This is a genomic window from Bacillus sp. 17RED48, from assembly GCF_019837545.1.
In the GTDB taxonomy this organism is placed as follows: domain Bacteria; phylum Bacillota; class Bacilli; order Bacillales; family Bacillaceae_G; genus Bacillus_A; species Bacillus_A wiedmannii.
Map to the genome: position 1 here is coordinate 67,952 of NZ_JADAXG010000008.1, position 25,678 is coordinate 93,629.

At 35.8% G+C, this 25,678-nt stretch carries 22 protein-coding genes and 1 other annotated feature; of the genes, 16 read left to right on the forward strand and 6 right to left on the reverse strand.

Going from position 1 to position 25,678, the window contains the following annotated elements:
- Nucleotides 1-52 precede the first annotated feature (52 nt).
- The 5 genes from ILT06_RS25250 (at nt 53) to tyrS (ending at nt 6,185) form a co-directional block, all read left to right on the forward strand.
- A complete protein-coding gene (locus ILT06_RS25250) occupies nt 53-1,111 on the forward strand; it encodes an endonuclease/exonuclease/phosphatase family protein (protein WP_000734839.1) in 1,059 nt (352 codons plus the stop codon).
- Between the two features lie 34 nt (nt 1,112-1,145).
- The gene (locus ILT06_RS25255) at nt 1,146-2,648 is read left to right on the forward strand and encodes a DUF4077 domain-containing protein (protein ID WP_064476235.1); all 1,503 of its coding nucleotides are present in this window, start codon (nt 1,146-1,148) and stop codon (nt 2,646-2,648) included.
- A gap of 211 nt (nt 2,649-2,859) precedes the next feature.
- The gene (locus tag ILT06_RS25260; protein WP_000573650.1) at nt 2,860-3,255 is read left to right on the forward strand and encodes an SET domain-containing protein; all 396 of its coding nucleotides are present in this window, start codon (nt 2,860-2,862) and stop codon (nt 3,253-3,255) included.
- Between the two features lie 388 nt (nt 3,256-3,643).
- Nucleotides 3,644-4,561 (forward strand): UDP-N-acetylmuramate dehydrogenase, encoded by a 918-nt coding sequence (gene murB / locus ILT06_RS25265; protein WP_064476236.1) that lies wholly within the window; start codon nt 3,644-3,646, stop codon nt 4,559-4,561.
- A gap of 97 nt (nt 4,562-4,658) precedes the next feature.
- Nucleotides 4,659-4,874, forward strand: a binding site (T-box leader).
- Between the two features lie 51 nt (nt 4,875-4,925).
- Nucleotides 4,926-6,185, forward strand: coding sequence for a tyrosine--tRNA ligase (gene tyrS / locus ILT06_RS25270; RefSeq protein ID WP_064476237.1), 1,260 nt, complete (start codon nt 4,926-4,928; stop codon nt 6,183-6,185).
- A 196-nt stretch (nt 6,186-6,381) separates the two neighbouring features.
- Here the strand turns inward: tyrS and ILT06_RS25275 are convergent, their stop codons facing one another.
- From ILT06_RS25275 to ILT06_RS25285, 3 genes are all read right to left on the reverse strand, one after another.
- Complete coding sequence (locus tag ILT06_RS25275; protein ID WP_098111089.1) at nt 6,382-7,560, reverse strand: NAD(P)/FAD-dependent oxidoreductase; 1,179 nt, start codon at nt 7,558-7,560, stop codon at nt 6,382-6,384.
- 44 nt (nt 7,561-7,604) lie between these two features.
- Nucleotides 7,605-8,045 (reverse strand): DUF1641 domain-containing protein, encoded by a 441-nt coding sequence (locus ILT06_RS25280; protein ID WP_001115312.1) that lies wholly within the window; start codon nt 8,043-8,045, stop codon nt 7,605-7,607.
- A 430-nt stretch (nt 8,046-8,475) separates the two neighbouring features.
- Nucleotides 8,476-8,823 (reverse strand): winged helix-turn-helix transcriptional regulator, encoded by a 348-nt coding sequence (locus tag ILT06_RS25285; protein WP_222655640.1) that lies wholly within the window; start codon nt 8,821-8,823, stop codon nt 8,476-8,478.
- A 395-nt stretch (nt 8,824-9,218) separates the two neighbouring features.
- Between ILT06_RS25285 and ILT06_RS25290 the strand changes: the two genes are divergently transcribed.
- The 4 genes from ILT06_RS25290 (at nt 9,219) to ILT06_RS25305 (ending at nt 16,030) form a co-directional block, all read left to right on the forward strand.
- A complete protein-coding gene (locus ILT06_RS25290; RefSeq protein WP_222655648.1) occupies nt 9,219-10,382 on the forward strand; it encodes an MFS transporter in 1,164 nt (387 codons plus the stop codon).
- 15 nt (nt 10,383-10,397) lie between these two features.
- Nucleotides 10,398-11,237 (forward strand): aldo/keto reductase, encoded by an 840-nt coding sequence (locus ILT06_RS25295; protein ID WP_000793574.1) that lies wholly within the window; start codon nt 10,398-10,400, stop codon nt 11,235-11,237.
- A gap of 124 nt (nt 11,238-11,361) precedes the next feature.
- Entirely contained in the window at nt 11,362-12,291 is a 930-nt protein-coding gene (locus tag ILT06_RS25300; RefSeq protein ID WP_064476240.1) for a thioester domain-containing protein, read from the forward strand.
- Nucleotides 12,292-12,841: 550 nt separating this feature from the next.
- Nucleotides 12,842-16,030 carry a putative mucin/carbohydrate-binding domain-containing protein gene (locus ILT06_RS25305; RefSeq protein ID WP_149173749.1) on the forward strand — a complete coding sequence of 1,063 codons (3,189 nt, stop codon included), beginning with the start codon at nt 12,842-12,844 and terminating at the stop codon, nt 16,028-16,030.
- Between the two features lie 44 nt (nt 16,031-16,074).
- Here the strand turns inward: ILT06_RS25305 and ILT06_RS25310 are convergent, their stop codons facing one another.
- Nucleotides 16,075-16,713 (reverse strand): NAD(P)-dependent oxidoreductase, encoded by a 639-nt coding sequence (locus ILT06_RS25310; RefSeq protein WP_048542416.1) that lies wholly within the window; start codon nt 16,711-16,713, stop codon nt 16,075-16,077.
- Between the two features lie 300 nt (nt 16,714-17,013).
- On the opposite strand from ILT06_RS25310, the gene ILT06_RS25315 reads away from it, so the two are divergent.
- From ILT06_RS25315 to ILT06_RS25335, 5 genes are all read left to right on the forward strand, one after another.
- On the forward strand, nt 17,014-18,444 hold the full coding sequence (locus ILT06_RS25315) for an alanine/glycine:cation symporter family protein (RefSeq protein ID WP_064476242.1): 1,431 nt from the start codon (nt 17,014-17,016) through the stop codon (nt 18,442-18,444).
- 332 nt (nt 18,445-18,776) lie between these two features.
- Nucleotides 18,777-20,219: an alanine/glycine:cation symporter family protein gene (locus tag ILT06_RS25320; protein ID WP_064476243.1), complete on the forward strand. Its 1,443-nt coding sequence runs from the start codon at nt 18,777-18,779 to the stop codon at nt 20,217-20,219.
- 364 nt (nt 20,220-20,583) lie between these two features.
- Nucleotides 20,584-21,765 carry a NupC/NupG family nucleoside CNT transporter gene (locus ILT06_RS25325; RefSeq protein ID WP_000673848.1) on the forward strand — a complete coding sequence of 394 codons (1,182 nt, stop codon included), beginning with the start codon at nt 20,584-20,586 and terminating at the stop codon, nt 21,763-21,765.
- 353 nt (nt 21,766-22,118) lie between these two features.
- A complete protein-coding gene (locus ILT06_RS25330; RefSeq protein WP_064476245.1) occupies nt 22,119-23,300 on the forward strand; it encodes a NupC/NupG family nucleoside CNT transporter in 1,182 nt (393 codons plus the stop codon).
- A gap of 91 nt (nt 23,301-23,391) precedes the next feature.
- Entirely contained in the window at nt 23,392-23,625 is a 234-nt protein-coding gene (locus ILT06_RS25335) for a hypothetical protein (protein ID WP_088047824.1), read from the forward strand.
- 25 nt (nt 23,626-23,650) lie between these two features.
- Here the strand turns inward: ILT06_RS25335 and ILT06_RS25340 are convergent, their stop codons facing one another.
- Nucleotides 23,651-24,157 carry a ferritin gene (locus ILT06_RS25340; RefSeq protein WP_061678977.1) on the reverse strand — a complete coding sequence of 169 codons (507 nt, stop codon included), beginning with the start codon at nt 24,155-24,157 and terminating at the stop codon, nt 23,651-23,653.
- A 53-nt stretch (nt 24,158-24,210) separates the two neighbouring features.
- Nucleotides 24,211-24,534: a MazG nucleotide pyrophosphohydrolase domain-containing protein gene (locus ILT06_RS25345; RefSeq protein WP_064476247.1), complete on the reverse strand. Its 324-nt coding sequence runs from the start codon at nt 24,532-24,534 to the stop codon at nt 24,211-24,213.
- Nucleotides 24,535-24,607: 73 nt separating this feature from the next.
- On the opposite strand from ILT06_RS25345, the gene ILT06_RS25350 reads away from it, so the two are divergent.
- Both ILT06_RS25350 and ILT06_RS25355 read left to right on the forward strand, forming a co-directional pair.
- Entirely contained in the window at nt 24,608-25,186 is a 579-nt protein-coding gene (locus ILT06_RS25350) for an LOG family protein (protein WP_046955625.1), read from the forward strand.
- A gap of 118 nt (nt 25,187-25,304) precedes the next feature.
- The gene (locus ILT06_RS25355; RefSeq protein WP_222655641.1) at nt 25,305-25,583 is read left to right on the forward strand and encodes a hypothetical protein; all 279 of its coding nucleotides are present in this window, start codon (nt 25,305-25,307) and stop codon (nt 25,581-25,583) included.
- Nucleotides 25,584-25,678 lie beyond the last annotated feature (95 nt).

A 25,678-nucleotide genomic window follows, 5' to 3' on the forward strand; every position in this document is an offset into this window, starting at 1 on the left:
ACTGAAAATAAAGAAAAGTAAAATTGGTAGTTTTAGAAAAGGAGTCGTTCGTTTGAAAAAATTATTAAAAATAGTACTTATATGTATTTTAGTAGGATTGGGAGTTGTAGGTGGTTTTTTAGCGTATATGACACTTACAAAAGAACAGCCGGCTAATGTTATAAGTTTGAAGGTGGAGAATAATAAGGAACGCGTGTTAGCGCTTGGAAATGAATTTAAAGTTACAACATTTAATATTGGCTATGCTGGATTAGATAAGGATCAAGACTTCTTTATGGATGGTGGAAAGAGATCTGGTTCAAGTAGTAAAGAGCAAACGGAAACGAATTTAAAGAATATGCTTTCGTTTTTACAAAATGAGAATAGTGATTTTACGTTATTACAAGAGGTTGATATAAAATCACTGCGATCTTTTGATGTAAATGGACATGAATTTTTGAAAAAAGGATTACCTGATTATGCTTCGTCGTTCGGAAAGAACTATGATACAAAATGGGTCCCTGTACCAATTACAAGTCCAATGGGATATGCGGAGGCTGGACTAAGTACGTTTTCTAAATATACAGTCCAAACAGCGCAGAGGTTCCAACTTCCTGGAATGGAGCCTTGGCCAAAGCGTTTGTTTGATTTAGATCGAGCGATTGTTGAGCATAAAATACCTGTTAATAATGGGAAGTTTGTGAGACTCGTAAATTTACATTTGTCTGCGTATGATGAAGGCGGGAAAATTAGAAAACAGCAAGTAGAGTTTTTAAAAGAATATATGAACAAGCATTATGAAAATGGTGATTACGTAATAATGGGCGGAGATTGGAATCAATTACTTTCGAACGCTCAGTTAAGTGATCCGAAGTTTGTGAAAGAGCGCCCAGAGTGGTTAGTAGAGTTACCAAAGGACTTTACTGATGGTGGCTTTAAGTGGGCTGTAGATCCGTCTGTTATGACGGTGAGAGATGATGTGAAGAAATATGTGGAGGGTGAAAACTTCGTCACGATTATTGATGGTTTTATCGTTTCACCGAATGTGGAAATTGTAAATGTACAAGGGAAAGATTTAAAGTTTGAAAATAGCGATCATAACCCAGTAAGTGCGGTATTTAAGCTGAAGTAATCGATATGTATAAGTAGAAGGTGGGGCTTCATATATGGAGTGGTTAAAGAGAACTTGTTTTTCTAACCTTGAGAAAGAATCACAGAAAAATCATTTATTGCTGTTCATTACGATTTGTAGTTTCTTTCTTGGAATCATCGCGATTGGGTATTACGGATATATTTTTACAGAGAGAGCAATAGCGTTTTGGGTTTGTGGCATTTCAGTTGTTGTATTTGGAACGCTTCTTACTTTTATAGAAAGCATGGAAGCGATGTATAAATATATCATGACATTTATGTTGCTTATTATGTCTTTCATTATGGTACAAGCTTTTAACGAAAGTCCGGCTGTGTTTCAAATGATCTACTTTACACTAGCAGTTTCACTTATTTATTTAAGTGAACGTCTCGTTATCATTCTTGGCGGAGTGGCGGTTGTTATCACATTTATTCTTTGTAGTTATTGGCCGGAGCAATTTTTTGCTTATACAGCGGCATCTGAAGCTGCAAACTTCGCAAGCTTGTTAGCAATCGTAACGATCGCTATGTGGGGCGTAACGAAGATTGGCTCTAATCTGCTAGCTCGTTTAAGTGATGAGAAGCAAGAAGTGATGAGGAAAGCTCAGGAGCTAGAAGAGACTCAAAGACTTATTGAGGAAACTGTTGTGAAACTAGATAGTAATTTCAATCATTTAAGACAAAATATGAATACATCGATGGAGTCGATGAGTGAAATTAATTTTGCTTTTGAAGAGGTGGCAGTTGGTACTCAATCACAATCAGAGATGATGCATCGTTCAGTAGAAGTATTGAATGATATGGAAGGAAATATTGAACAAATCATTTCTCAAGTAAGAGGTGCATCGATTCGTGTTGATGAAAGTTTAGAGATTTCAAAGGGTAGTGTACATACTTTACGAAATTTTGAAGCGAATATGAGAAGTTTAAATGATGTTGTTTCACAATCAGGAATTATATTTAGAGATTTAATGATGCAGTCGAAGCAAATTAACGAAATTGTAGATGTAATAACGAATATTTCAAGTCAGACGAGTTTGCTAGCTTTAAATGCAAATATAGAAGCTGCAAGAGCAGGAGAGCATGGAAAAGGATTTGCTATTGTAGCGAATGAAGTATTAAAGCTTGCCGAAGAATCGAATCGTTCTGCGGGGAGAATTCAAGGTATTTTGAAGGAGTTTAGTAATCAAGCAAGTAAAGTGGAAGTGCAGGTAGAGAAATCAGAAAAAGTACAAGAAGAATGTAATGAAATGCTAGCAAGTGTTTTAACAAATGTAACGGATTTAGGGAAGTTTATTGATGCAATTAATGATGTAATGAGAGAGATTGTTGGTCATCAAGAAAACTTGCAGGTTAAAACGACGAATATCGTAAAGGATGTTACACATGCTTCTAATGTAATTCAGCAAACTTCTGCGGCTACGGAAGAAGTGTTAGCAAGTGTGGAAGAAGAAAAACATCGAAATGATATATCGGTGAAGACGTTACATACTGTTAGCGAGCAAGTGAAGTTACTAGAAGATATTTTAGAAAAGTAATATCTCTTGAAAAGGGCACACCATGTGTGCTCTTTTTTCATTTAAACGAATACTTAATAGTAATTTAATTGCTTTTCTGCGCGTTTTCTGCCAAGCTTAAGGAGATAAACTGAGACTTTAATTAGTGGGGCTATACGCTACTGATTATTAGTTGAACCCCGCAAATAGCGGAATAAAATACTTCAAAGAAAGAATTATATAGGTGACGCATATGATCGAAGTTAAGACTTCTGAACTTAGTGATGGAGAATTTAATAGAGGGGTATTTGCAACTCGTGATATTAAAAAGGGTGAGTTGATTCACTCAGCACCAGTTATCTCTTATCCGAATGAACAGCATGAACACATTGAGAAAACGTTACTTGCTGACTACGCATTTGAGTATGGGGTAAATCATACGGCATTCCTTTTAGGATACGGCATGTTATTTAATCATGCATATAATCCGAATGCAACGTATGATATTGTCTTCGAGAATCATACGTTTAACTTCTTTGCTTACAAAGATATAAAAGCGGGAGAAGAGATTCTAATCAATTATAATGGTGAAGTTGATGACGATGAGCTATTATGGTTTGATAAGGAAAAAGAAGAGAACGAAAAGTAAATTATAATAAGTAATAAAAAAGATGCTTTTACCTATGTAAAAGCATCTTTTTTATTGATGAAAATAAAGTAAAGGTTACAAAAAAATACCACTTTATTTTCGTATGGTATAGTAAGATACTGAAGGATAGTGTTTTGAAAAAGTAATATATTTTACAAATTGTTGTCTTTCTGATGACATGTCAAGTTTAGTAGCCCATTTGGGTTGCTTTATTATGCAATATATATTTTAATATGAGTGGCACCTCTTATAAATTAAGAGGTTTATAGGTGTCTCGAATTGATTTTGGGTACACTGTATCCACCACTTTAGGTTCGTTCATGTATGTGGGGATATTATGGGCCCGTATAACGGGATAAAAAGAATATAGAAATAGAGGAATCGTAAAATGAATATGCAAGAGGTTTATGAATATTTAAGTACGGTATTGCCTGAAGGTCATGTGAAACAAGATGAAATGTTAAAGAATCATACACATATTAAAGTTGGTGGAAAAGCAGATGTGTTCGTTGCGCCGACGAATTATGATGAAATTCAAGAAGTTATCAAATATGCTAACGAATATAATATTCCAGTTACGTTTTTAGGAAATGGATCGAATGTCATTATTAAAGACGGTGGAATTCGCGGGATTATAGTAAGTTTAATTCACATTACAGGTGTGACTGTAACAGGAACGACGATTGTAGCACAGTGTGGTGCAGCAATTATTGATGTATCACGTATTGCATTAGATCATAATTTAACGGGTCTTGAGTTTGCTTGTGGTATTCCAGGTTCAGTTGGCGGAGCATTATATATGAATGCTGGTGCTTACGGCGGTGAAGTATCGTTTGTATTAACAGAAGCTGTCGTAATGACAGGTGATGGAGAGCTACGTACTTTAACGAAAGAAGCATTTGAATTTGGATATCGTAAGAGTGTATTTGCAAACAACCATTACATTATTCTTGAAGCGAGATTTGAGCTTCAAGAAGGTGTGCGTGAAGAAATTAAAGAAAAAATGGATGATTTAACGTTTAAACGTGAATCAAAACAGCCTTTAGAATACCCTTCATGTGGTAGTGTATTTAAGCGCCCACCAAATAACTTTGCTGGTAAATTGATTCAAGAATCAGGTCTACAAGGTAAGCGAATTGGCGGAGTGGAAGTTTCTTTAAAACACGCTGGATTTATGGTGAATGTTGATAACGGAACAGCACAAGATTACATTGATTTAATCCATTTTGTACAAAAGACCGTTGAAGAGAAATTTGGCGTGAAGTTAGAGCGAGAAGTAAGGATTATTGGAGAAGATAAAGAGTAACGAAATCCGTATGAAAATGTGAATTATTTTAAAATAACATTTGGGTATTGTTGACAATTTGTTTTTAATTCAATATAATGGCTAATAATTTAACAAATAATATACGTTGAAAGAGCCCAGTAGCAGTTTGTCACTGTTAACGAGAGAGCTAGGGGTTGCTGGAACCTAGCACAAACAAACTTGCGAATTACACTCTGGAGTATCTTAGGTAATGCTAAGCGGATTGGCAATCGATATTATTGCTAAGAGTGGTATGAGTAGCTATGCTATTTATACAAACTGGGTGGTAACACGGTGAATAATCGTCCCTATGTCATAGACATAGGGACTTTTTGTTTTCAAAAAAGTAGAAGGGATGAAAAAGATGAATATTATTGATGAATTAGAATGGCGCGGTGCCATTAATCAACAGACGGACGAAGAAGGTTTACGTAAGCTAGTAGAAGAGAAAAAGATTTCACTATACTGCGGAGTTGATCCGACTGGTGATAGTATGCATATTGGACATTTGATTCCGTTTATGATGATGAAGAGATTCCAGTTAGCTGGCCATCATCCAGTTATTTTAATTGGTGGGGCAACAGGAACAATTGGTGATCCGAGCGGACGTCAATCAGAACGTCAACTTCAAACGTTAGAAGTAGTTCAGCATAATGTGGATGCGTTAACAGCGCAAATGAAAAAGCTATTTGATTTTGGCGGAAATAGCGAAGTGAAGATGGTAAATAACTACGACTGGACACATGAAATAAACATTATTGAGTTTTTACGTGATTACGGGAAGAACTTTAGCATTAATAGCATGTTAGCGAAGGACATTGTAGCCAGTCGTTTAGATACAGGTATTTCTTTCACAGAATTTACGTACCAAATTTTGCAAGCGATGGACTTCCATCATTTATACACGAAAGAAGATGTTCAACTGCAAATTGGTGGTAGTGACCAATGGGGAAATATTACGAGTGGTTTAGATTTAATTCGTAAGTTAGAAGGGCACGAAGCGAAGGTATTCGGATTAACGATTCCATTATTATTGAAATCAGATGGTACGAAGTTTGGTAAATCTGCAGGTGGTGCGGTTTGGCTTGATCCTGAAAAAACAACACCATTTGAATTTTACCAGTTCTGGGTGAATACAGATGACCGTGATGTAGTGAAATACTTGAAATACTTTACGTTCTTAACGAAAGAGCGCATTGATGAATTGGCAGTGAAGGTAGAAACAGAGCCTCATAAACGTGAAGCGCAAAAAGTATTAGCGGAAGAAATGACGAAATTCGTTCATGGAGCAGAGGCACTACTGCAAGCTGAGAAGATTACAGCAGCGTTATTTAGCGGAGATATTAAATCGTTAACAGCTGATGAAATTGAACAAGGCTTTAAAGAGATGCCAACATTCCAGTCTTCAAAGGAGACGAAAAACATCGTAGAATGGCTAGTTGATTTAGGGATTGAACCATCTAGACGACAAGCACGTGAAGATATTAATAATGGAGCTATTTCGATGAATGGTGAAAAAGTAATGGATGTGGGTACAGATGTTACTGTAGAAAATTCATTTGATGGACGATTTATTATTATTCGTAAAGGGAAGAAGAACTACAGCTTAGTGAAATTGGGATAATAATTTTTGTGGAAGAGTGGAAGTAAGAAAGATGCTTTCACTCTTTTCATATACACAATTTCGACACAAAAAAGTCAGTATATTTAGATAATTGAAAAGGGTTATAGTAATTCTTTGCCGAATATAAGTAAGTAGAGAATGTTACGGATAAAAATAGCCCGAACCATGCAGGGCATGATTCGGGCTTATATTCAGATTAGTAAGCTAAGCTGAATAGACCTTTAATGTGTGATAAGTAACGAACGTTACTTGCTTCTTTCATTAATGATGCTGGTAAGCCTTTAAGTGGAGTATTGCTTGCTCCAATTGTAGCAACAGCATCTTTACGTCCTAGACTAGCAAGTGTTCCAGAGTTTACAGGTGCGAACTCTTCGAAAGCTTTGCCTTCTAGTGCTGCGTATAAGTTGTATCCAATTAACTCACCCATTTGCCAAGCGATTTGTGCAGTTGGTGGGTATGGACGTCCGTCTGGAGCGAAGACAACAGCGCTGTCTCCAGCAACGAATACGTCTTTGTGAGAAGTAGATTGTAGGTATGCATCAACTGTTGCACGTCCACGGTTTACTTCAAGACCTGATTCACCGATTAATGGGTTACCTTGTACGCCGCCTGTCCAAACGAATGTGTTAGCAACAAGTTTTTGACCGTCTTTTAAGTCGATTTCATTGCCAGCAACGTTTGTTACAGGAAGACCTGTTAAGAATGTAACGCCGCGTGCTTCTAGGCTAGTAGTTGCACGTTCGATTAAGTGGTCTGGTAATACTGGAAGGATTTTTGGACCTGCTTCAACAAGAAGAAGTTTAACTTCTTTTGGATTTACGCCGTGGCTTTTTGCAAGTTTAGGCATAATGTCAGCAAGCTCACCAACTAGCTCAACGCCAGTTAATCCGCCACCACCGATTACGATTGTAGCATCAGCTTCGTTTTTCGTTTTTGCGTATTCACGAATACGGTCTTCAACGTGTTTGTAGATTTTGTTTGCATCAGCAGCAGATTTTAATACCATGCTGTTTTCTTCTAGTCCTGGAATACCGAAGTAAGCAGTTTTACTTCCTAAAGCAACTACAAGTGCATCGTAAGATAAAGTAGTGCCACCAGCTAGTTTAATTTCTTTGCTATCAACTGAGAATGACTCAACTGTTGCGATTTTAAGATCGATGTCTTTACCTTTGAAAAGCTTTGTAAGTGGCATTGCAATTGCTTGCTCAGCAACGTTACCAGCTGCAAGGCGGTGTAGTTCAGTGATGATTTGGTGTGTTGAGTATTGGTTAATCACTGTAACTTGTGCTTCTGATTTGCTGTAATATTTACGTACGTTTAAAGCGGCAAGAAGACCGCCATAACCAGCGCCTAAGATGACAATTTGTTTTGACATAGTATGATATCCCCCGTCTTTACTAATTGTTGTTATAAGTTAAATTATTTATTGTTACGTTCTGCACTAATTTGAAGGTATGCGTTCACAAAGCGGAACATTTTTTGTGCTTGTGGGTCTTTTAGTAATTTTAATAGACCGAACAGGCCGATAACTTCGTTGCTTTCGTCAGCACGATCTTTCGCTTCGATAGCAGTTGCAGCCATGCCTTTCACTGTATCTTTTACAGGTTCTACAAGCTCTGTGATTGCACTAACAGTGTCGCTTTTTAATACTTCATCAGTAGCAACAGTTTGAGCGAAGTCATAAGACTTAGTTAAAATATTAACAAGCTCAGTTAATTTTGGAAGCTGTTCTACTAGTGTTGTTAATGATTCTTGTACCTCAGGTTTTAACAACTGATCAAGTACATCAAGTTGTCCTTGGCTAGCAGAAATTTGTACAGTTTCTTGTTCTGGCTTTGTTTGAGTCATAGTTTCTGGCATCTCCAATTCTCCTTTACGATAGCAATACTCTTATTTTTGATAGGTAAGATAGTAAACGTTTGCGAAACTTTATACAAAGTTTCACAAAGCACAATAAAATGCCTTTAAATTTATGCCAGCAAGTAAGCTGAAATCATAAATCCAAAACCATAATGTCCTACCTATTATTTATGAACTGTCCGATACATGGCTTGTCCGCATAATGGAAAGTTCCTTTATCGGAAAGTGTATATAATATATATCCTATATTATATACTATATACACCTATGTTAACATAAAAATGATTCCTAATTATTTGATATTAAGCGTATAACGTAGTACTGACAAGGCGTGAAAGCGCATAAATTATTTTGATAAGGTAGGAAATGTACGTATATATAAATAAAAAAAGGAAAAAATGGACAAATTTATGTTCATTTTTTCCTTTTTTTATTGTTCACCTTCTGTAATTAGCATCGATGTGTTACCGCTTTTTTCAAGGTGGCATTCGCCCCAAGTACAAAGAGAATCGAGAATGGATTCTAAAGAACAACCGTAGTCTGTAAGAGAATATTCTACTTTCGGTGGTACTTGATTGTATACCTTTCTTTGAATAACTCCGTCTTCTTCTAATTCGCGTAATTGCTGTGTTAACATCTTTTGTGTAATACCAGGCATGAGACGTTTTAATTCACTCGTTCTCTTTGTACCTTTCGTTAAGTGGCAAAGAATAACGACTTTCCATTTTCCGCCGATAACCTCTAAAGTCGCTTCAACGGGAATATTATATTTCTTCATATAAAAAATCTCCTTTGATGAATATAGATTGCAGTTCTCCAACAAAAGAAGCTAAATAATTTAAATGTTACTAAAAAGTACCTATAGCACTTTAAAGTACGTACTTTTTATCATGTTGAATATGTTCCATAATAGCATATGTAAGAGGGAAATGAGTAGTACGGTACTAAAAAGTGCCTATGTTACTTTTTGGTACCTATCGTACTTTAAAGTGCGTTCTTCAAAAAAAGAGTGAAGCCATTCATAATAGCATATATCAGCAGTAAAGTTATGTTTGTAGAAGATAAAAAGGCCTTTTTATCACACTATTATGATTGGATTTCTCGCATTAAGGAGGAGTTCAATTGAATTCATATACAGTATCTTCTTCAGCGGTACAGACGAATCGAAGAAGTATGTTTGCTTTATTAGCACTAGCAATTAGTGCGTTTGGAATTGGTACAACCGAATTTATTAGTGTCGGTTTATTACCATCTATTTCAGAGGATTTACATGTTTCTGTTACAACAGCGGGTTTAACCGTTTCTTTATATGCATTAGGAGTAGCGTTTGGTGCCCCAGTATTAACGTCGTTAACAGCTAGTATGTCGCGAAAGACGTTATTAATGTGGATTATGATTATTTTCATTATTGGTAATGGAATTGCGGCAGTGGCAACAAGTTTTACTGTGTTACTTATCGCGAGGGTTGTATCTGCGTTTGCGCATGGTGTTTTTATGTCGATAGGATCCACAATTGCGGCTGCGCTTGTACCAGAGAATAAACGTGCAAGTGCAATTGCATTTATGTTTACTGGTTTAACTGTTGCGACCATTACAGGTGTACCGATTGGAACATTTATCGGTCAACAATTTGGTTGGAGAGCATCGTTTATGGTAATTGTGGTAATTGGAATCGTTGCCTTAATCGCTAACAGTATGCTGATTCCGTCTAACTTGAAAAAAGGTACATCCGTATCATTTCGTGATCAATTCAAACTGATTACGAATGGAAGACTATTACTTGTATTTACTATTACTGCATTAGGGTACGGGGGGACATTCGTAACATTTACGTATTTATCTCCGCTATTACAAGAAGTAACAGGATTTAAATCAAGTACCGTTACAATTATTTTGTTAGTGTACGGAATTGCAATTGCGATTGGGAATATGGTTGGCGGGAAATTATCAAATCATAATCCGATTCGAGCATTATTTTACATGTTCTTTATTCAAGCAATTGTATTATTTGTTTTAACATTTACAGCGCCATTTAAAGTCGCTGGACTCATCACAATTATTTTTATGGGACTATTTGCGTTTATGAATGTTCCAGGGCTACAAGTGTATGTCGTTATCTTGGCTGAGAGATTTGTTCCAAGTGCTGTTGATGTGGCATCAGCGATTAACATTGCAGCATTTAACGCAGGAATTGCTCTTGGTGCTTACTTGGGCGGTATTGTAACGAACTCGTTAGGGTTAATTCATACGGCCTGGGTAGGAGGCATTATGGTAGTAGGTGCTGTTATTTTAACAGCGTGGAGTATGACATTAGAAAAAAGAGATCAAGTGAAATAAGGGAGAGAAAATATAATGAAAAATTTACAAAGTACAACAACATTGCATAACGGTGTAGAAATGCCTTGGTTCGGTTTAGGTGTATTTAAAGTAGAAGATGGACCAGAACTTGTAGAAGCTGTAAAATCGGCGATTAAAGCAGGATACCGCAGTATCGATACAGCTGCGATTTATGGAAACGAGAAAGCTGTAGGAGAAGGAATTCGTGCTGGTATAAAAGAAGCAGGGATTTCTCGAGAAGATTTATTTATTACTTCAAAAGTGTGGAATGCAGATCAAGGATATGAAACGACACTTGCTGCATATGAAGAGAGCTTAAAAAAATTAGAGCTAGATTATTTAGACTTATATCTTGTTCATTGGCCTGTAGAAGGGAAATACAAAGATACGTGGAGAGCATTAGAAACACTTTATAAAGAAGAACGCGTACGTGCAATTGGCGTAAGTAACTTCCAAGTTCATCACTTACAAGATGTAATGAAAGATGCGGAAATCAAGCCAATGATTAACCAAGTAGAATACCACCCTCGTTTAACACAAAAAGAATTACAAGCTTTCTGTAAAGAACAAGGTATTCAAATGGAAGCATGGTCACCATTAATGCAAGGTCAATTGTTAGATAACGAAACATTACAAGCAATTGCTGAGAAACACGGTAAAACGACAGCTCAAGTTATTTTACGTTGGGATCTTCAAAATGGAGTAATCACAATTCCGAAATCAACGAAAGAACACCGTATCATTGCAAACGCTGATGTGTTTAACTTTGAATTAACGAAAGAAGATATGGAGAAAATCGATGCGTTAAATGAAAATCATCGTGTTGGTCCAGATCCTGATAACTTTGATTTCTAAACTTATAGTGGAGAGAAAGAGTGCAAACAGTTTGCACTCTTTTTTGTTTTGTTTATGCATAAAAAAAGTTTCTAACTAAATAATAAACAGAAGAAAATTTGTTATTTCATAAGGGGTTGTAAACATGAATATAAAAAGATCTTTCAAGCTAATGGCCGCTTTTTTGAGTGTTTTATTTGTATTTGCGAACTTATTATTTCCACTTCAACAAGCATTCGCGGAAGTTATGGATCATACAAAGTATGAAATGGATTGGAGTTATAGTAAGTCAAAGAAGAAACCAATTCGAACAGAGCTTATTAAAACAGCAGATGGTAAAATTGCCTTTTGCTTAAATGTAGATTTGAAATCTCCAAGCGGTCAAGATTTACCGGAAATGGGGAAAGTGGATATTAATGTGTATCGTGTACTATTAAATGGATATCCACAAAAGAGCCCACAAGAATTAGGTGTTTCTGATTGGAGAGAAGCGCATTATGCAACGCAGCTTGCAGTATGGAATGCGTTAAAACAAATTGATATTAATGATTTAGATTTTCGAAATAAAAATGTAGAAAAGGTAACGAAAGATATCGTTGCAAAGGCAAGCGCTAGTGAAGAATTACAAGAAATTACGATGAGTGTCGTGCCGTCAGAAGAGCAACAAGCAGTGTTGAAAAATGATTTCTTTGAAACAGGTTTATATACAGTAGAAACAAATGCGAAAAGCGGAACATATAAAGTGCAAGCAACAGGTGCACCAGAAGGCGCGAAATTTGTAAATGAAAAGGGCGAAGCAAAAACGGAATTTAATGTAGGAGAAAAGTTCCGCATCTTAATTCCGAAACAAACACCAGCTGGTGGGTTTAGCTTTAAAGTATTAGGGAATTTAACAAAGTTACAAGGGATTGCACATAAAGGGACACCGACTATTCAAAATGCAGTTGTATTACTTGAGCGTAGTGAAGAAAAAACAAGTCCGGAGTTATCGGTAAGTTGGAAAACAACAAATGGTCATGATAATAATAAACCACATACTCCAAATGAACCACATAAACCGAATCAAAAGAGATAATGAAAAAGCATTGGCTTGTGCCAGTGCTTTTTTATATGGCTGATAAAATTATATTGAAAAAATTAAATGCGGGATAAAATTACTGTTTATACAGTTTGAACTCTATTTAGAAATAATATAAATATACTAAAATTCAAACGTTACAATTAATAGATTGTATTCACAAAATCGTAACATTATTCTGATTGGAAAGGCTATCAAACAAAGTAGAAAGCGTGTAAAATTCAGTTGGAAAAACTACCTATTGATGGTCATATATGAAGAAAATGTAAGATTCTATTATTATTCACAATTTTAGATGTATAGATGACAATACTGAAATATATCTTTTACTATTCTCTTTTTATGTAGAGAGAAGTGAGGGGGATACAGTACATAAAAATTTTATAATGTAAGAAAGCGAATACATTGAGAGGAATGCGGTAGTAATTGATACAGGTGTGCGAGGTGTTAGTCTATTCGTTAAATGTTTTTATAAAAATAATAGGATGTCTTATTAAATGAATATATAGGATAGTTTCTCTAAATAAAGGAATAGGGGACACAGATTATGTCGAAGAAAAAGACGAGTAGGGTATTAGTAGCTGGAATATGTATATCTACATTATTATCGCCAGTAGCTTTCGAAGCATCGAAAGGATATGCAGCACCTTTAGAAGAGGTTAAAGGTGGGAATTTGGAAGAGAACAAATTTGAGCAAAGGACGTTCCAGGTACCTGGAAAAGGGGATATAGACAAGGAAACAGAACGATTAAAAGTAACTTTTGATCTTTCTGTTAATGAACCGACTGGAATTTATGCAGCGGCAAATGAAAAAATTACAGTTGAAATAAAAGGAACACAGTCTATTCAAGCTTTCATAGGAACGAGATCTTATGATGAAGAGGCACCTGAAAAATTTGATTTAAAACCTGGAAAAAACGTTATTTCATCGCCAAGAGGTGGTATTTTATATTTTTACAATATGAATAACGAAGGGGAGGTAACTGCTTCAGTTACGAAGGGTGGTAGCCATTTTCCTTTGTTTATTTTAGGTAAGCATACGAAAAAAGATTGGGATGAAATGTTAAAGAAATATAAAGATCCTTATGCGGTTGAATTAAAAGGTGAGCGGAGTTTAGTTACTGCTAGTCCGAGCTCTATACAAAAGTTTATGAAAAACACAAGCCCGATAGAGTTAATGAAATTGCATGATAAGATTATTCGAATAGAAAATGCAGTAGCTGGTTTATCAGAGGGTGGAATTGGACTCGCGAAATCTCCAATTCATTATGTTCAGTTTGTTGAAAAACGGAAGCCTGCTGAAGATGATTTTATGTTTGCAACAAATTATCATACAGGATATATTCCAAGCGCAATGAATAGAGTTTTAGATATAGAAGTGCTTGAAAAGGATGGCTGGGGACCATGGCATGAAGTTGGACATCTACATCAGCAAAGTCCTTGGGATTGGGATGCTATTGGAGAAGTAACAGTCAATATTTATTCTTTAATGGTGCAAAAAGCATTAGGAAATGAATTAGAAATGGATGGGCACTATAAAAAGTCATTTGAGTACTTAGAGAAACCTATAGAAGAAAGAATAATTGATGAATTTGATCCTCTTACAATGTTTTGGCAATTAAATGTTGTTTACGGAGAACATTTTTATCCGAGACTGCATCAAGCTTATCGTATGTTACCTAAGGAGGAATTGCCTACTTCTGATGAAGAGAAAAAGCAAATGTTTGTTTATATGACATCAAAAGTAGCAGGACAAAATTTAGTTCCTTTCTTTAAAGAATGGGGATTAACTCCAAGTGATGAGACTAGAGAAAAAATAGAAAAATTAAATTTACCTAAATTAGAAAAAGAAATATGGAAAGCTACAGATAGTAATGATATTCGCGAGAAGCAAGTTGAACCGTATAAAGTTCCGTATGGTGAACCTGCTAATGAGGTAAAAAACCTTGTAGTTGGTACCAATTTTGATGAAGAGCAAGCGGGTAAACTTGTTCAAAATTTAGGTGAGAATGTAAAAGTAACAGGTAAGATTATATGGTCTAAATTAGAGAGTGGAAAACAGGAAGTGTTAGTAGAAATTGAGGATGAAAAAGGGAATGAAAATTTAATTACTGTTCCAGTCAATGCTGTTTATGGTGACAGTATGATTTTTCAAGGAATTTCAAATGATGTAATGTCGACAGTGGAGCTTCGTCACAATGAAAAAAAATTACATGTCGCTTTTATTAGTAATGAAATACATTACCTTTTTGATAAAGAAAAATATATAGGTTTAACAGTATATGATCAAAATGGGATTGAAAAGAAAAGTGTATCAGCAGAAGGGCAAGAAAGTGGAAAACGATTTGCGATGGAACTAAATGGATTGAATTTTGAATATGGTGATGTAGTAAAAGTATTCCATGCAGAACCGAGTCGTTTAAAATGGTACCGAAATAACGAACTTGTAGATCAAGGGAAAGCTAAAAATAAAAAAGAGAAATTCTTTAAAATTACTCCGCAAGGCTTTGAATTAAAAGATGGTTTGCAAGAAGTAACGGCACGATCACAAATGGTAGTAGTCGGAACGGACATTGCCCAGTTAGATGTGAAAAACTTTGTTGAGGTAAAAGAAGGAGAAGTAGTCGGGTTTGTGGAGAATCCTGATACAACGAAGATCGGAAAGCAAACAGTAAAAGTAGAAACGAAAGATCGTTTTGGGAATAAGCAAGTGACAGAGGTACCTGTAGAAGTGGTTTATGGAGATAGTATTGTATACGCAGGATATGGCGATGATATTGCTTCAATTGTAACTTTAAAGCACGAAGAGAAGAAATTCCATGTGACTGATATGGATAGCGAGATTCATGAGTATTTTAATAAAGAGTTATACATGGGTATCACGTTATACGATCGAGATGGAAAAGAGAAAAAACATGTAACAGCAGAGGGACAAGAAACATCAGAGAACTTTGCGAAGCAAGTGAATGGTATGCAATTCGAGTATGGAGATGTAGTAAAAGTATTCCACGCAGAACCGGATCGTTTGAAATGGTATCAAAATAATACCCTTACTGGTCAAGGTGAGAAAAAAGGGGCAAAAGAACTATTCTTCAAAGTGACAGAAAAAGGCTTTGAGAGAATGGATATGTTGCAAGAAGTAACAGCGAAACCGCAACAAGTAGTAGTCGGAACAGATGTTGAAAAGTTAGACGCGAAAAAATTTGTTGAAGTAAAAGATGGAGAAGTGGTAGGTTTTGTAGGGAAACCAGATACGACAAAAATTGGTCAGCAAACAGTGAAAGTAGAAACGAAAGATCGTTTTGGAAATAAGCAAGTAACAGAAGTAGCATTAGAAGTAACGTATGGAGACAGTTTTGTATACCAAGGGCTTAGTGACGTTATCCGTTCTATTGTAACGGTAAATCATGACGATAAGAAACTACATGTGACGTATACAAATGAACAAATTCATAGCTACTTTAAGAATGAATTATATATGGGAATTACGCTATATGATCAAAACGGAATGGGGAAAAAACATGTAACAGCAGAAGGACAAGAAACTTCAAAGAATTTTGCTGAGCAAGTAAATGGAACTTCATTCCAGTATGGAGATGTAGTGAAAGTGTATCATGCCGAATTAGGTCGTTTAATTTGGTATAAAAATAGTGAGTTAGTAGGAAAAGGAGATAAGAAAAAGTTTAAAGAAATTTCTTTCAAGATTACTCCAAATGGCTTAGAACAAGTGCAATAATAAGAAAAAGCTCGTAAAACATTATGTTTTACGAGCTTTTTTTATTACTCAGCTTCAGAAACTACTGTGAAGCGTTCGTTTACGTGTTTTGGATTTTCGATTTCATCAAGTGCTGCAACTGCGAAGTCTTCGTAACTTACGTAGCTATCACCTTTTGCGTTAACAAGAAGATTGTCTTGTCCAGCTGTATAAGAACCAGTACGTTTTCCTAATGCGAATAGTGCAGAAGGACTGATGAATGTCCAAGTAATATCGTTTGTTTGTTGCAGAATTTCTAAGTTTTTACCTTGGTTTTGAGCTGTTGCAAGGTATTCATTTGGGAAACCTGGCGTATCAAATACACGCGTTGTTTTCTCTTCGTCTACAAATAAGCTTCCAGCGCCGCCAACTACAAGTAATTTTGTGTTAGGTGCACCTTTCATAGCTTCAATTAGTACGTTTCCTGCATCTACGTGAAGATGTTCTTCTCCTGCTGGAGCGCCGAATGCATTTACAACTACATCAAATGCTTGTAGGTCATTAGATGTAAGAGCGAATACATCTTTCTCTAAAACTTTTATATTTTCTTCTGTAATTTTTGCAGCGTTTCTTACGATTGCAGTTACTTCATGTCCGCGATCTAATGCTTCTTTTAAAATACGACTTCCTGCTTTACCAGTTGCTCCGATGATTCCGATTTTCATAATAAATCCCTCCAAAGTGTTTTGTTAAAGTGTATATCTGAAAGTAAATGAATTTGTTGTAATAAGGTTTGTTACAACCTGATGTAATCATTATAGTTACAGGTTGGTGTTTTTGTCAATGGGATAGTTTGTAGATTTACTTTTTATTTTAGTATGCACAGTTAGAGGGAGGAGAGTCATAAAGATATTGTTACTTCGTGTCTGGCTAATATTTGGAAATTGCAAATTGTCGAAAAATGTTGATTTTTAAATGTTTTTTAAATATAATTCGTTTTATGGAGAAAAGGAGGGGTTAATTGTATGAATATTTTAGAGCAATTTGTTTCATCAACGAATACAATTCTTTGGTCATATATTCTTATTGCAATGTTAATTGGTTTAGGTCTTTATTTTTCTATTAAATTGAAATTCGTACAAATTACTCATTTAGGGGAAATGGTTCGACTAATGAGTGATGGATTAACTGGAAAGACGCGTAAAAAAGGTAGTGTATCTTCTTTCCAAGCGTTCTGTATGAGTTCAGCAGCTCGTATTGGAATCGGGAACTTAGCCGGTGTAGCGTTAGCTATTTCTATGGGAGGACCTGGAGCGGTATTTTGGATGTGGGTTATTGCGATTGTCGGAGCGTCTTCAAGTTTCGTGGAAAGTACGCTTGCGCAAATTTATAAAATAAAAGATGGCAGTGGCTTCCGTGGTGGTCCTGCTTATTATATGGAAAAAGGTTTAAATAAACGCTGGATGGGGATTTGGTTCTCTATTCTAATTACAATTAGTTACGGTTTAATTTTTAACTCCGTACAAGCGAATACAGTTACTTTAGCATTTAAAAATGCATTTGGTATTGAGCGTTACATTGTTGGGATTGCATTAGCTGCATTAGTGGCAGTTATTATTTTTGGCGGTGTGAAAAGTATTGCGCGTATGTCGGAAATGATCGTTCCACCAATGGCACTTATTTATATTGCAGTAGCAGTTTTCGTTGTTATTAAAAATTATTATTTAATACCGGACATGTTTACAGAAATCTTTAAAGGTGCATTTGGTTTAGATTCAGCTGTAGGTGGCGGTATTGGTGCTGCGATGAAATATGGTATTCAGCGCGGATTATTTGCGAATGAAGCAGGTATGGGTAGTGCGCCGAATGCGGCAGCAACAGCGGATGTAACACATCCAGCGAAACAAGGATTTATTCAAACAATTGGAGTATTAGTAGATACATTTTTAGTATGTACATCAACAGCATTTATCGTACTATGTTCTGGTGCATATAAGGCAACGAATTTAGAAGGTATTGAATTAACGCAAGTGGCGTTAAGTTCACAAATCGGTTCGTGGGCAAGTAGCTTCTTAGCGATTATTATTTTCTTATTTGCATTTAGTTCACTTCTAGGAAACTACTATTATGGTGAAACGAATATTGAATTCATTAAACAAAGTAAAACTTGGTTAACAATTTACCGTATTGCGGTGGTTGCAATGGTATTATTCGGTTCTGTTGCTACACTTCAAGTTGTATGGAATATGGCGGATTTATTTATGGGACTAATGGTAATCACAAACTTAATTGCGATTACGCTTCTTGGCCGATTTGCATATGCTGCTTTGGCAGACTATGTAAGGCAAAAGAAACAAGGGAAAGATCCAGTCTTCAGTGCAGATTCTATTCCTGGTTTAACGAATACAGAGTGTTGGGATAAGCCAACGGTAACGGATAAAGAAAAAGCAGTGTAATGAAAAGGCGAGCGTCGAGATAAAATCGATGCTCGTCTTTTTTGTTGTAGTGAATGATGAAAAGAGTGAGAGGGAATTATTAATATAATTTTGTTTGTTCATTATTCTCGTTATTTGTAGAGAACGCACTGTCTTAAAAGCATGACCGGTCGAATGTGATGAGTGATTGAGTATTGGATAAATGCACGTACTGGTTATATTTTTACGTAAAAAAACATATATGTTAAGAAGTTTAACGTGCTCATGTCATAAAACCTAACATAAAGTTCTTGATTACTAAAAGTTTTTAGAATATAATTTTCTTATTGTTAGGAAGAGGGGGCAATGCAATTATGGATTTTTTAGCTAAGGTAATTGGGGATGTAAATAATGTCCTTTGGTCATATATCATTATTGCGATGTTAATTGGGTTAGGGCTTTACTTTTCATTTCGTGTGAAATTTGTCCAAGTTCGTTACTTCGGTGAAATGATTCGATTGCTTGGGGACGGGGCAAGTTCGAAAACGAGGAAAGAACAAAAAGAGAAGAGTGGTGTATCGTCGTTCCAGGCTTTTTGTATGAGTACAGCTTCTCGTGTAGGTACTGGTAACTTAGCTGGTGTAGCTATCGCAATCTCAGCAGGTGGACCAGGAGCAGTATTTTGGATGTGGTTAATTGCGGTAATTGGGGGTGCTTCTGCATTTGTAGAGAGCACATTAGCGCAAATTTATAAAGTAAAAGATGGGAATGCATTCCGTGGTGGTCCAGCTTATTATATGGAAAAGGGTTTAAAGAAACGCTGGCTAGGAGTTGTCTTCTCTGTTCTAATAACAGTTAGTTTCGGATTAATTTTCAACGCTGTGCAGTCAAACACAGTAGCAGCGGCTTTTGATGGAGCATTTAACACAGATGGTAAGTTTGTAGGTCTGTTTATGGCTGGTTTACTTGCAATCATTATCTTCGGCGGAGTAAAACGTATTGCACGTGCGGTTGAAATGATTGTTCCAGTAATGGCAATTATATATGTAGCAGTGGCATTATTCGTTGTTGTAACAAACATTACGGCAATTCCGTATGTATTTAAAGAAATTTTCTTACATGCTTTCGGAATTAAAGAAGTAGTAGGTGGGGGATTAGGAGCTGCGATTTTACTAGGGGTAAAACGTGGATTATTCTCAAATGAAGCAGGTATGGGTAGTGCGCCGAACGCAGCTGCGACTGCAAACGTAACGCACCCAGTTAAACAAGGTTTCATTCAAACTTTAGGGGTATTTACAGATACATTATTAATTTGTAGTTGTACAGCATTTATCATTTTATTATCAGATGTGCCTGGAGCGGCTGATTTAAACGGAATTCAATTAACGCAACAAGCATTAAGTCAACATATCGGACCGTGGGCTTCTATATTTGTAGCAGTTGCAATCTTCTTGTTTGCATTTAGTTCATTAGTAGGTAACTACTACTATGGTGAAACGAATATTGAATTCTTAAATGGAAGTAAAGTGTTATTAAATGCATACCGCATTGCTGTACTTGGTATGGTTGTTTTAGGATCTGTAGCAACAATTCAAATCGTTTGGGATTTAGCAGATTTATTTATGGGGATTATGGCTGTTATTAACTTAGTGGCGATCGTATTCCTTTCTAAGTACGCTTTTGCAGCGTTATCAGATTATATTAAGCAAAAGAAACAAGGAAAAGATCCAGTGTTCTATGCGGAGTCTATTCCAGGTTTGAGCAATACAGAGTGCTGGGATAAGCCAGCAGTAGCTGATAAAGAAAAAGCAGTATAATGAGGTGAGCATCAAGTGAAACTTGATGCTCATTTTTTTGTTTTATTCCGCTATTTGTGAACAGTAAAACTCTCGATTGATACGGGCTAATAATTAGTGGGGATGACACTGATTAAAGTTTCGCTATATAATGTAAAAGACGAACATTCATGAATGCTTTATAATAAAATGTATTTTTTTAAGAAAAGTGCGGATATGAGTTGTGATTTGTGTTAGAATGGAAAATGCCTTTGAAACAAGAGGTTTTATGATCTTTCCTATCCGATTGAAGGTTTTAGAGGAGAAATGGAAAGTTCGGATTATTTCTTATTTCAAGTGGTCAGACGTTCAACGTTAATGAAGAGTTAAATGGAGGATTTTATTAATGAAGTTTGTTATGTTTCTTGTAGGATTGCTCGTTGTATTCGTACTTGGTTTTCTTATAAGTGCCGATCGAAAGAAGATTAAGTATAAACCAATCGCAATTATGCTTGTTATTCAGCTAGCGTTAAGTTATTTCTTATTAAATACGCAAGTTGGTTATATTTTAGTAAAAGGAATTTCAGATGGATTTGGCGCGCTTCTTGGATATGCGGAAGCTGGAATCGTTTTCGTATTTGGCGGTCTTGTTAATAAAGGAGAGGTTTCATTCTTCTTAACAGCGTTATTACCAATCGTATTCTTTGCCGTTTTAATCGGAATTCTGCAACACTTTAAAATTTTACCGATATTTATTCGTGCTATTGGTACTGCGCTAAGTAAAGTAAATGGTCTAGGAAAACTAGAATCATATAACGCAGTAGCGGCTGCCATTGTTGGGCAAGCGGAAGTATTTATTACAGTAAAAGATCAATTAAGTAAAATCCCAAAACATCGTTTATATACATTATGTGCATCTTCCATGTCGACAGTATCAATGTCAATCGTAGGTTCTTATATGAAAATGATCGAACCGAAATATGTAGTAACAGCACTTGTATTAAATTTATTTAGTGGTTTCATTATTATTCATATTATTAACCCGTACGATATTACAGAAGAAGAAGATACACTGAAATTAGAAAATAAGAAAAAACAGTCATTCTTTGAAATGCTAAGTGAATATATTATGCTTGGTTTCACGATTGCAATCACAGTAGCGGCAATGTTACTTGGTTTCGTAGCATTAATTACAGCAATTAATAGCTTGTTTGATTCCATGTTCGGTATTACATTCCAAGCTATTTTAGGATACATTTTCTCACCATTAGCATTCGTAATGGGTATCCCGCAAGCAGAGATGGTAACAGCGGGACAAATTATGGCAACAAAATTAGTATCAAACGAATTTGTTGCGATGCTGGATCTTGGAAAAGTAGCTGGTGATTTATCAGCTCGTACAGTTGGTATTCTTTCTGTATTTCTTGTATCATTTGCGAACTTCTCATCAATCGGAATTATCGCAGGTGCAACGAAAGGTATCGATGAAAACCAATCAAATGTTGTATCATCATTCGGTCTACGCCTTGTGTACGGTGCGACATTAGTAAGTATTCTATCAGCGATTATCGTTGGTGTTATGTTATAAACAAAGATGGCCCTAGCTCATAGCTAGGGCTATTTTTTTATGGTAAATCTGCATGAAAAAACCAATTATTTAGGAATATATTAACATATAAAAATCTTTTTAAATTTATATTGCATTTCGACTAGATAACGCTTACAATTTGATTTGTAGGTGGTATCAATTTCAGACTTTCAAGTATGGTAGGAGAGAAGAGGCTACCTTTTATAAATTGCAATTTATGTAAACGCTTACTGATTTTAGATAAAAGTTGAATAGTATTTAGGGGTTTTAAATTTTTTTAACACAAATGGTCAGACGTCATTCGTTATACGTTATACGACCGATAACTCGTGGGAGAAGTGGAGGATTCACATATGAAGATCGTAATGTTTCTAGTCGGTTTACTTGTAGTATTTGTACTAGGGTTCCTTATCAGTTCAGATCGTAAGAAAATTAAATATAAACCAATTGCACTTATGCTTGTCATCCAATTGGTACTTGCGTATTTCTTACTAAATACAAAGGTCGGATTTGTATTAGTAAAAGGGATTGCAGATGGGTTTGGCGCTATTTTAAAATTTGCGGAAGCAGGGGTTAATTTCGTATTTGGTGGTTTAGCAAATGATGGACAAGCACCATTCTTCTTAACAGTATTATTACCAATTATTTTCTTAGCAGTATTAATCGGGATCTTACAACATATTAAAGTTTTACCGATTATCATCCGTGCAGTCGGTTTCGTATTAAGTAAAATTAACGGCTTAGGAAAACTAGAATCATATAATGCAGTAGCAGCCGCAATTGTTGGTCAAGGTGAAGTATTCATTACAGTAAAAGATCAACTAAGCAAATTACCGAAAAATCGTTTATACACACTTTGTGCATCTTCAATGTCAACAGTATCGATGTCAATCGTCGGTTCTTACATGAAAATGATTGATCCAAAATATGTAGTAACAGCACTTGTATTAAACTTATTTAGCGGATTCATTATCGTTCATATCATTAATCCATATGAAGTGAAAGAAGAGGACGATATTTTAGAATTACAAGAAGATAAAAAACAAACATTCTTTGAAATGTTAGGCGAATATATTATGCTTGGTTTCTCTATCGCTGTAACAGTAGCGGCGATGTTAATCGGTTTCGTAGCATTGATTACAGCAATTAACGGTGTGTTTGATTCAATTTTCGGAATCACATTCCAAAGCATTTTAGGATATATCTTCTCACCATTAGCATTCGTAATGGGTATCCCAACATCTGAGATGCTAACGGCAGGACAAATTATGGCAACGAAATTAGTAACGAACGAATTTGTTGCAATGCTTGACCTTGGAAAAGTAGCTGGTGATTTATCAGCTCGTACAGTAGGTATTTTATCTATCTTCCTTGTATCATTTGCGAATTTCTCATCAATCGGAATTATCGCAGGTGCAACGAAGAGTATCGATGGCAAACAAGCAAACGTTGTATCTTCATTCGGATTAAAACTTGTATACGGTGCAACGTTAGTAAGTATATTATCAGCGATTATCGTTGGGGTTATGCTTTAATAAAAACAAACGAAGTCGTTTATCTCTCGCCTAGAGGGATGAACGACTTTTTTATTTTGGTATGATAAATAATATAGAGAGGGGGATTAAGTTGAAAGAACGGGATAGTTTAAGGGAGTCTGATGAGATTATGGAGAACATTGATCAATTAACTGGTGAAGATGCTAGAACCTTTTTGAAATTCATACATGGGTATTTAAGCATAGTAGAAGAAGGGGATGGGACTTTTACTCATAGTGATTTTGTTGAAAAGGTTTCAGCGCTTTATAAGAAGGATGTGGCTAAGGTTATTAAGCTTAGAGAAGAAATAAAAAAATCACCTTAATACATTCATTAAGGTGATTGAAATACTATTCAGCAGGAGGCGTAAATGTACGTTTCTCTAATTCAGCATCTAGCATAAATAGTGCGTTTGAATCGCTTGTAATACGTTTTAATTTTTGGATGATGCTATCGAATGAAGCTTCTTCTTCTACTTGCTCATCGACGAACCATTTTAAGAAGGTAATTGTTGCGTGCTCACGCTCATCCCAAGCGATATCAGATAAGTTGTAAATACGCTTCGTTACTTCACGCTCGTGCTCAAGTGCCACTTCAAAAGCGTTCAGTACAGATTCATATTCGTTATTCGGATTATCAAATCCAGTAACAATAGCGCGCTCACCGCGGTCGTTAATGTAGTTATAAAGCTTCATTGCGTGGAAACGTTCTTCCTCAGCTTGTACAAGGAAAAAGTTAGCGAATCCATCATAGCTCTCAGATGTACAGTAAGCAGCCATTGCCATATAAGCGTGGGCAGAGTAAAATTCAAAGTTCATTTGATCGTTTAATGCGTCGTGCAATTTTTTAGATAACATAAAATCCCCCTTAGTATTGTGACAAGAATATTATACCATAATTGATAATATTCTCATTTTGATGTCTCGAACCTTTTCGAAAGCTTTGTGACGTGAGCCTCCATAATGTCTTGTAAATCTAAATCATATTTTTTTGAAAGAATAATAAGGTTGGATAGTACATCACCAAGTTCTTCTTTTAGTTCCTGTTTTAGCTCTTCTTCTGTTTTCACTTTTTCGTCAGGACGATCACGACCAATTTCAATGGCGCGAACAACGCGTGAAACTTCTCCAACTTCCTCTGTTAAGAAATTTAAGCGAATAAAGGAATTATACTGTGACCAGCTTCGTTTTTCGTAAAATTCCTCCACCCATCTTTGAAATGCGACGATATCCATTTCTTCCTCATCCCTTCAATATGTTGTACAATGTTCATTGTATCATAACAATATATAGTTTCGGGGTGTAGGAATGAGAAAGATTTGTGTGTTTGCAGGTTCCAACTTAGGGGAGAGACCAGAATTTAAAGAGCAGGCAATAGCGTTAGGAAAAATGTTTGTTGAGAACGATTATGAGCTTGTATACGGTGGTTCTTGCGTTGGATTAATGGGAGAAGTGGCAAATGAAGTTCTTCGCTTAGGCGGACGTGTAACAGGTGTTATGCCACGCGGTCTATTCCGAGGAGAAATTGTTCATACAGGGCTAACAGAATTAATTGAAGTAGAAACGATGCACGAGCGCAAAGCGAAAATGGCAGAGCTTGCGGATGCTTTTATTGCATTACCAGGCGGATACGGAACGTTTGAAGAGCTATTTGAAGTAGTATGTTGGTCACAAATTGGTATACATAATAAGCCGGTTGGTTTATTGAACATAAAAGGCTTTTATGGGCCAATTTTGCAAATGGTTGAACGTGCAGCAGAAGAAGGATTTATGAATCCATCAAATAAAGAGTTGATCGTTTCAGCTGAGACGGCAGATAAACTAATTCATGCAATCCAAAATTATGAGCGTCCTGTTTTAGGAACGAAGTGGAAGCAGCTATCATAATACAATTTTATAGATGTTTTTGGAAACACATGTCATTTTATCTTGAAAAGGCATGTGTTTTTAATTTGGTTAAATATGTTAATGTTAAGATGTAATGTTTTTGGAAAAGGAGAAATAGATGGAGGAGTTTGTGTATTTACGTCCTGTTTTTAAAAATATTTTAGCAGCATCTATTCTTGTTATGCTAATTGTTTCAACACAGAAGAAAGAGCTAATTAATGAATTTTCGCTTTGGCTTATTTCGATATTGTGTATCGGTGTGGCCGCGATAACGTTGTTTATGTCTGGGTTTATCGTTGATGAGTATAGTCTAGCTGGTGATGTACAGAGTTTTAGCATGTTTATTGCAATTGGTTGTATTAGCGGTTTGAATTTTATCATTTTGATTTTTATATAGATTTTTGGAAACACATGTCTTTTTTATCGTAAAAAGGTATGTGTTTTTAATCTGGTTAAATATATTGATAGTGAGATGTGAAATCGTTGGAAGAG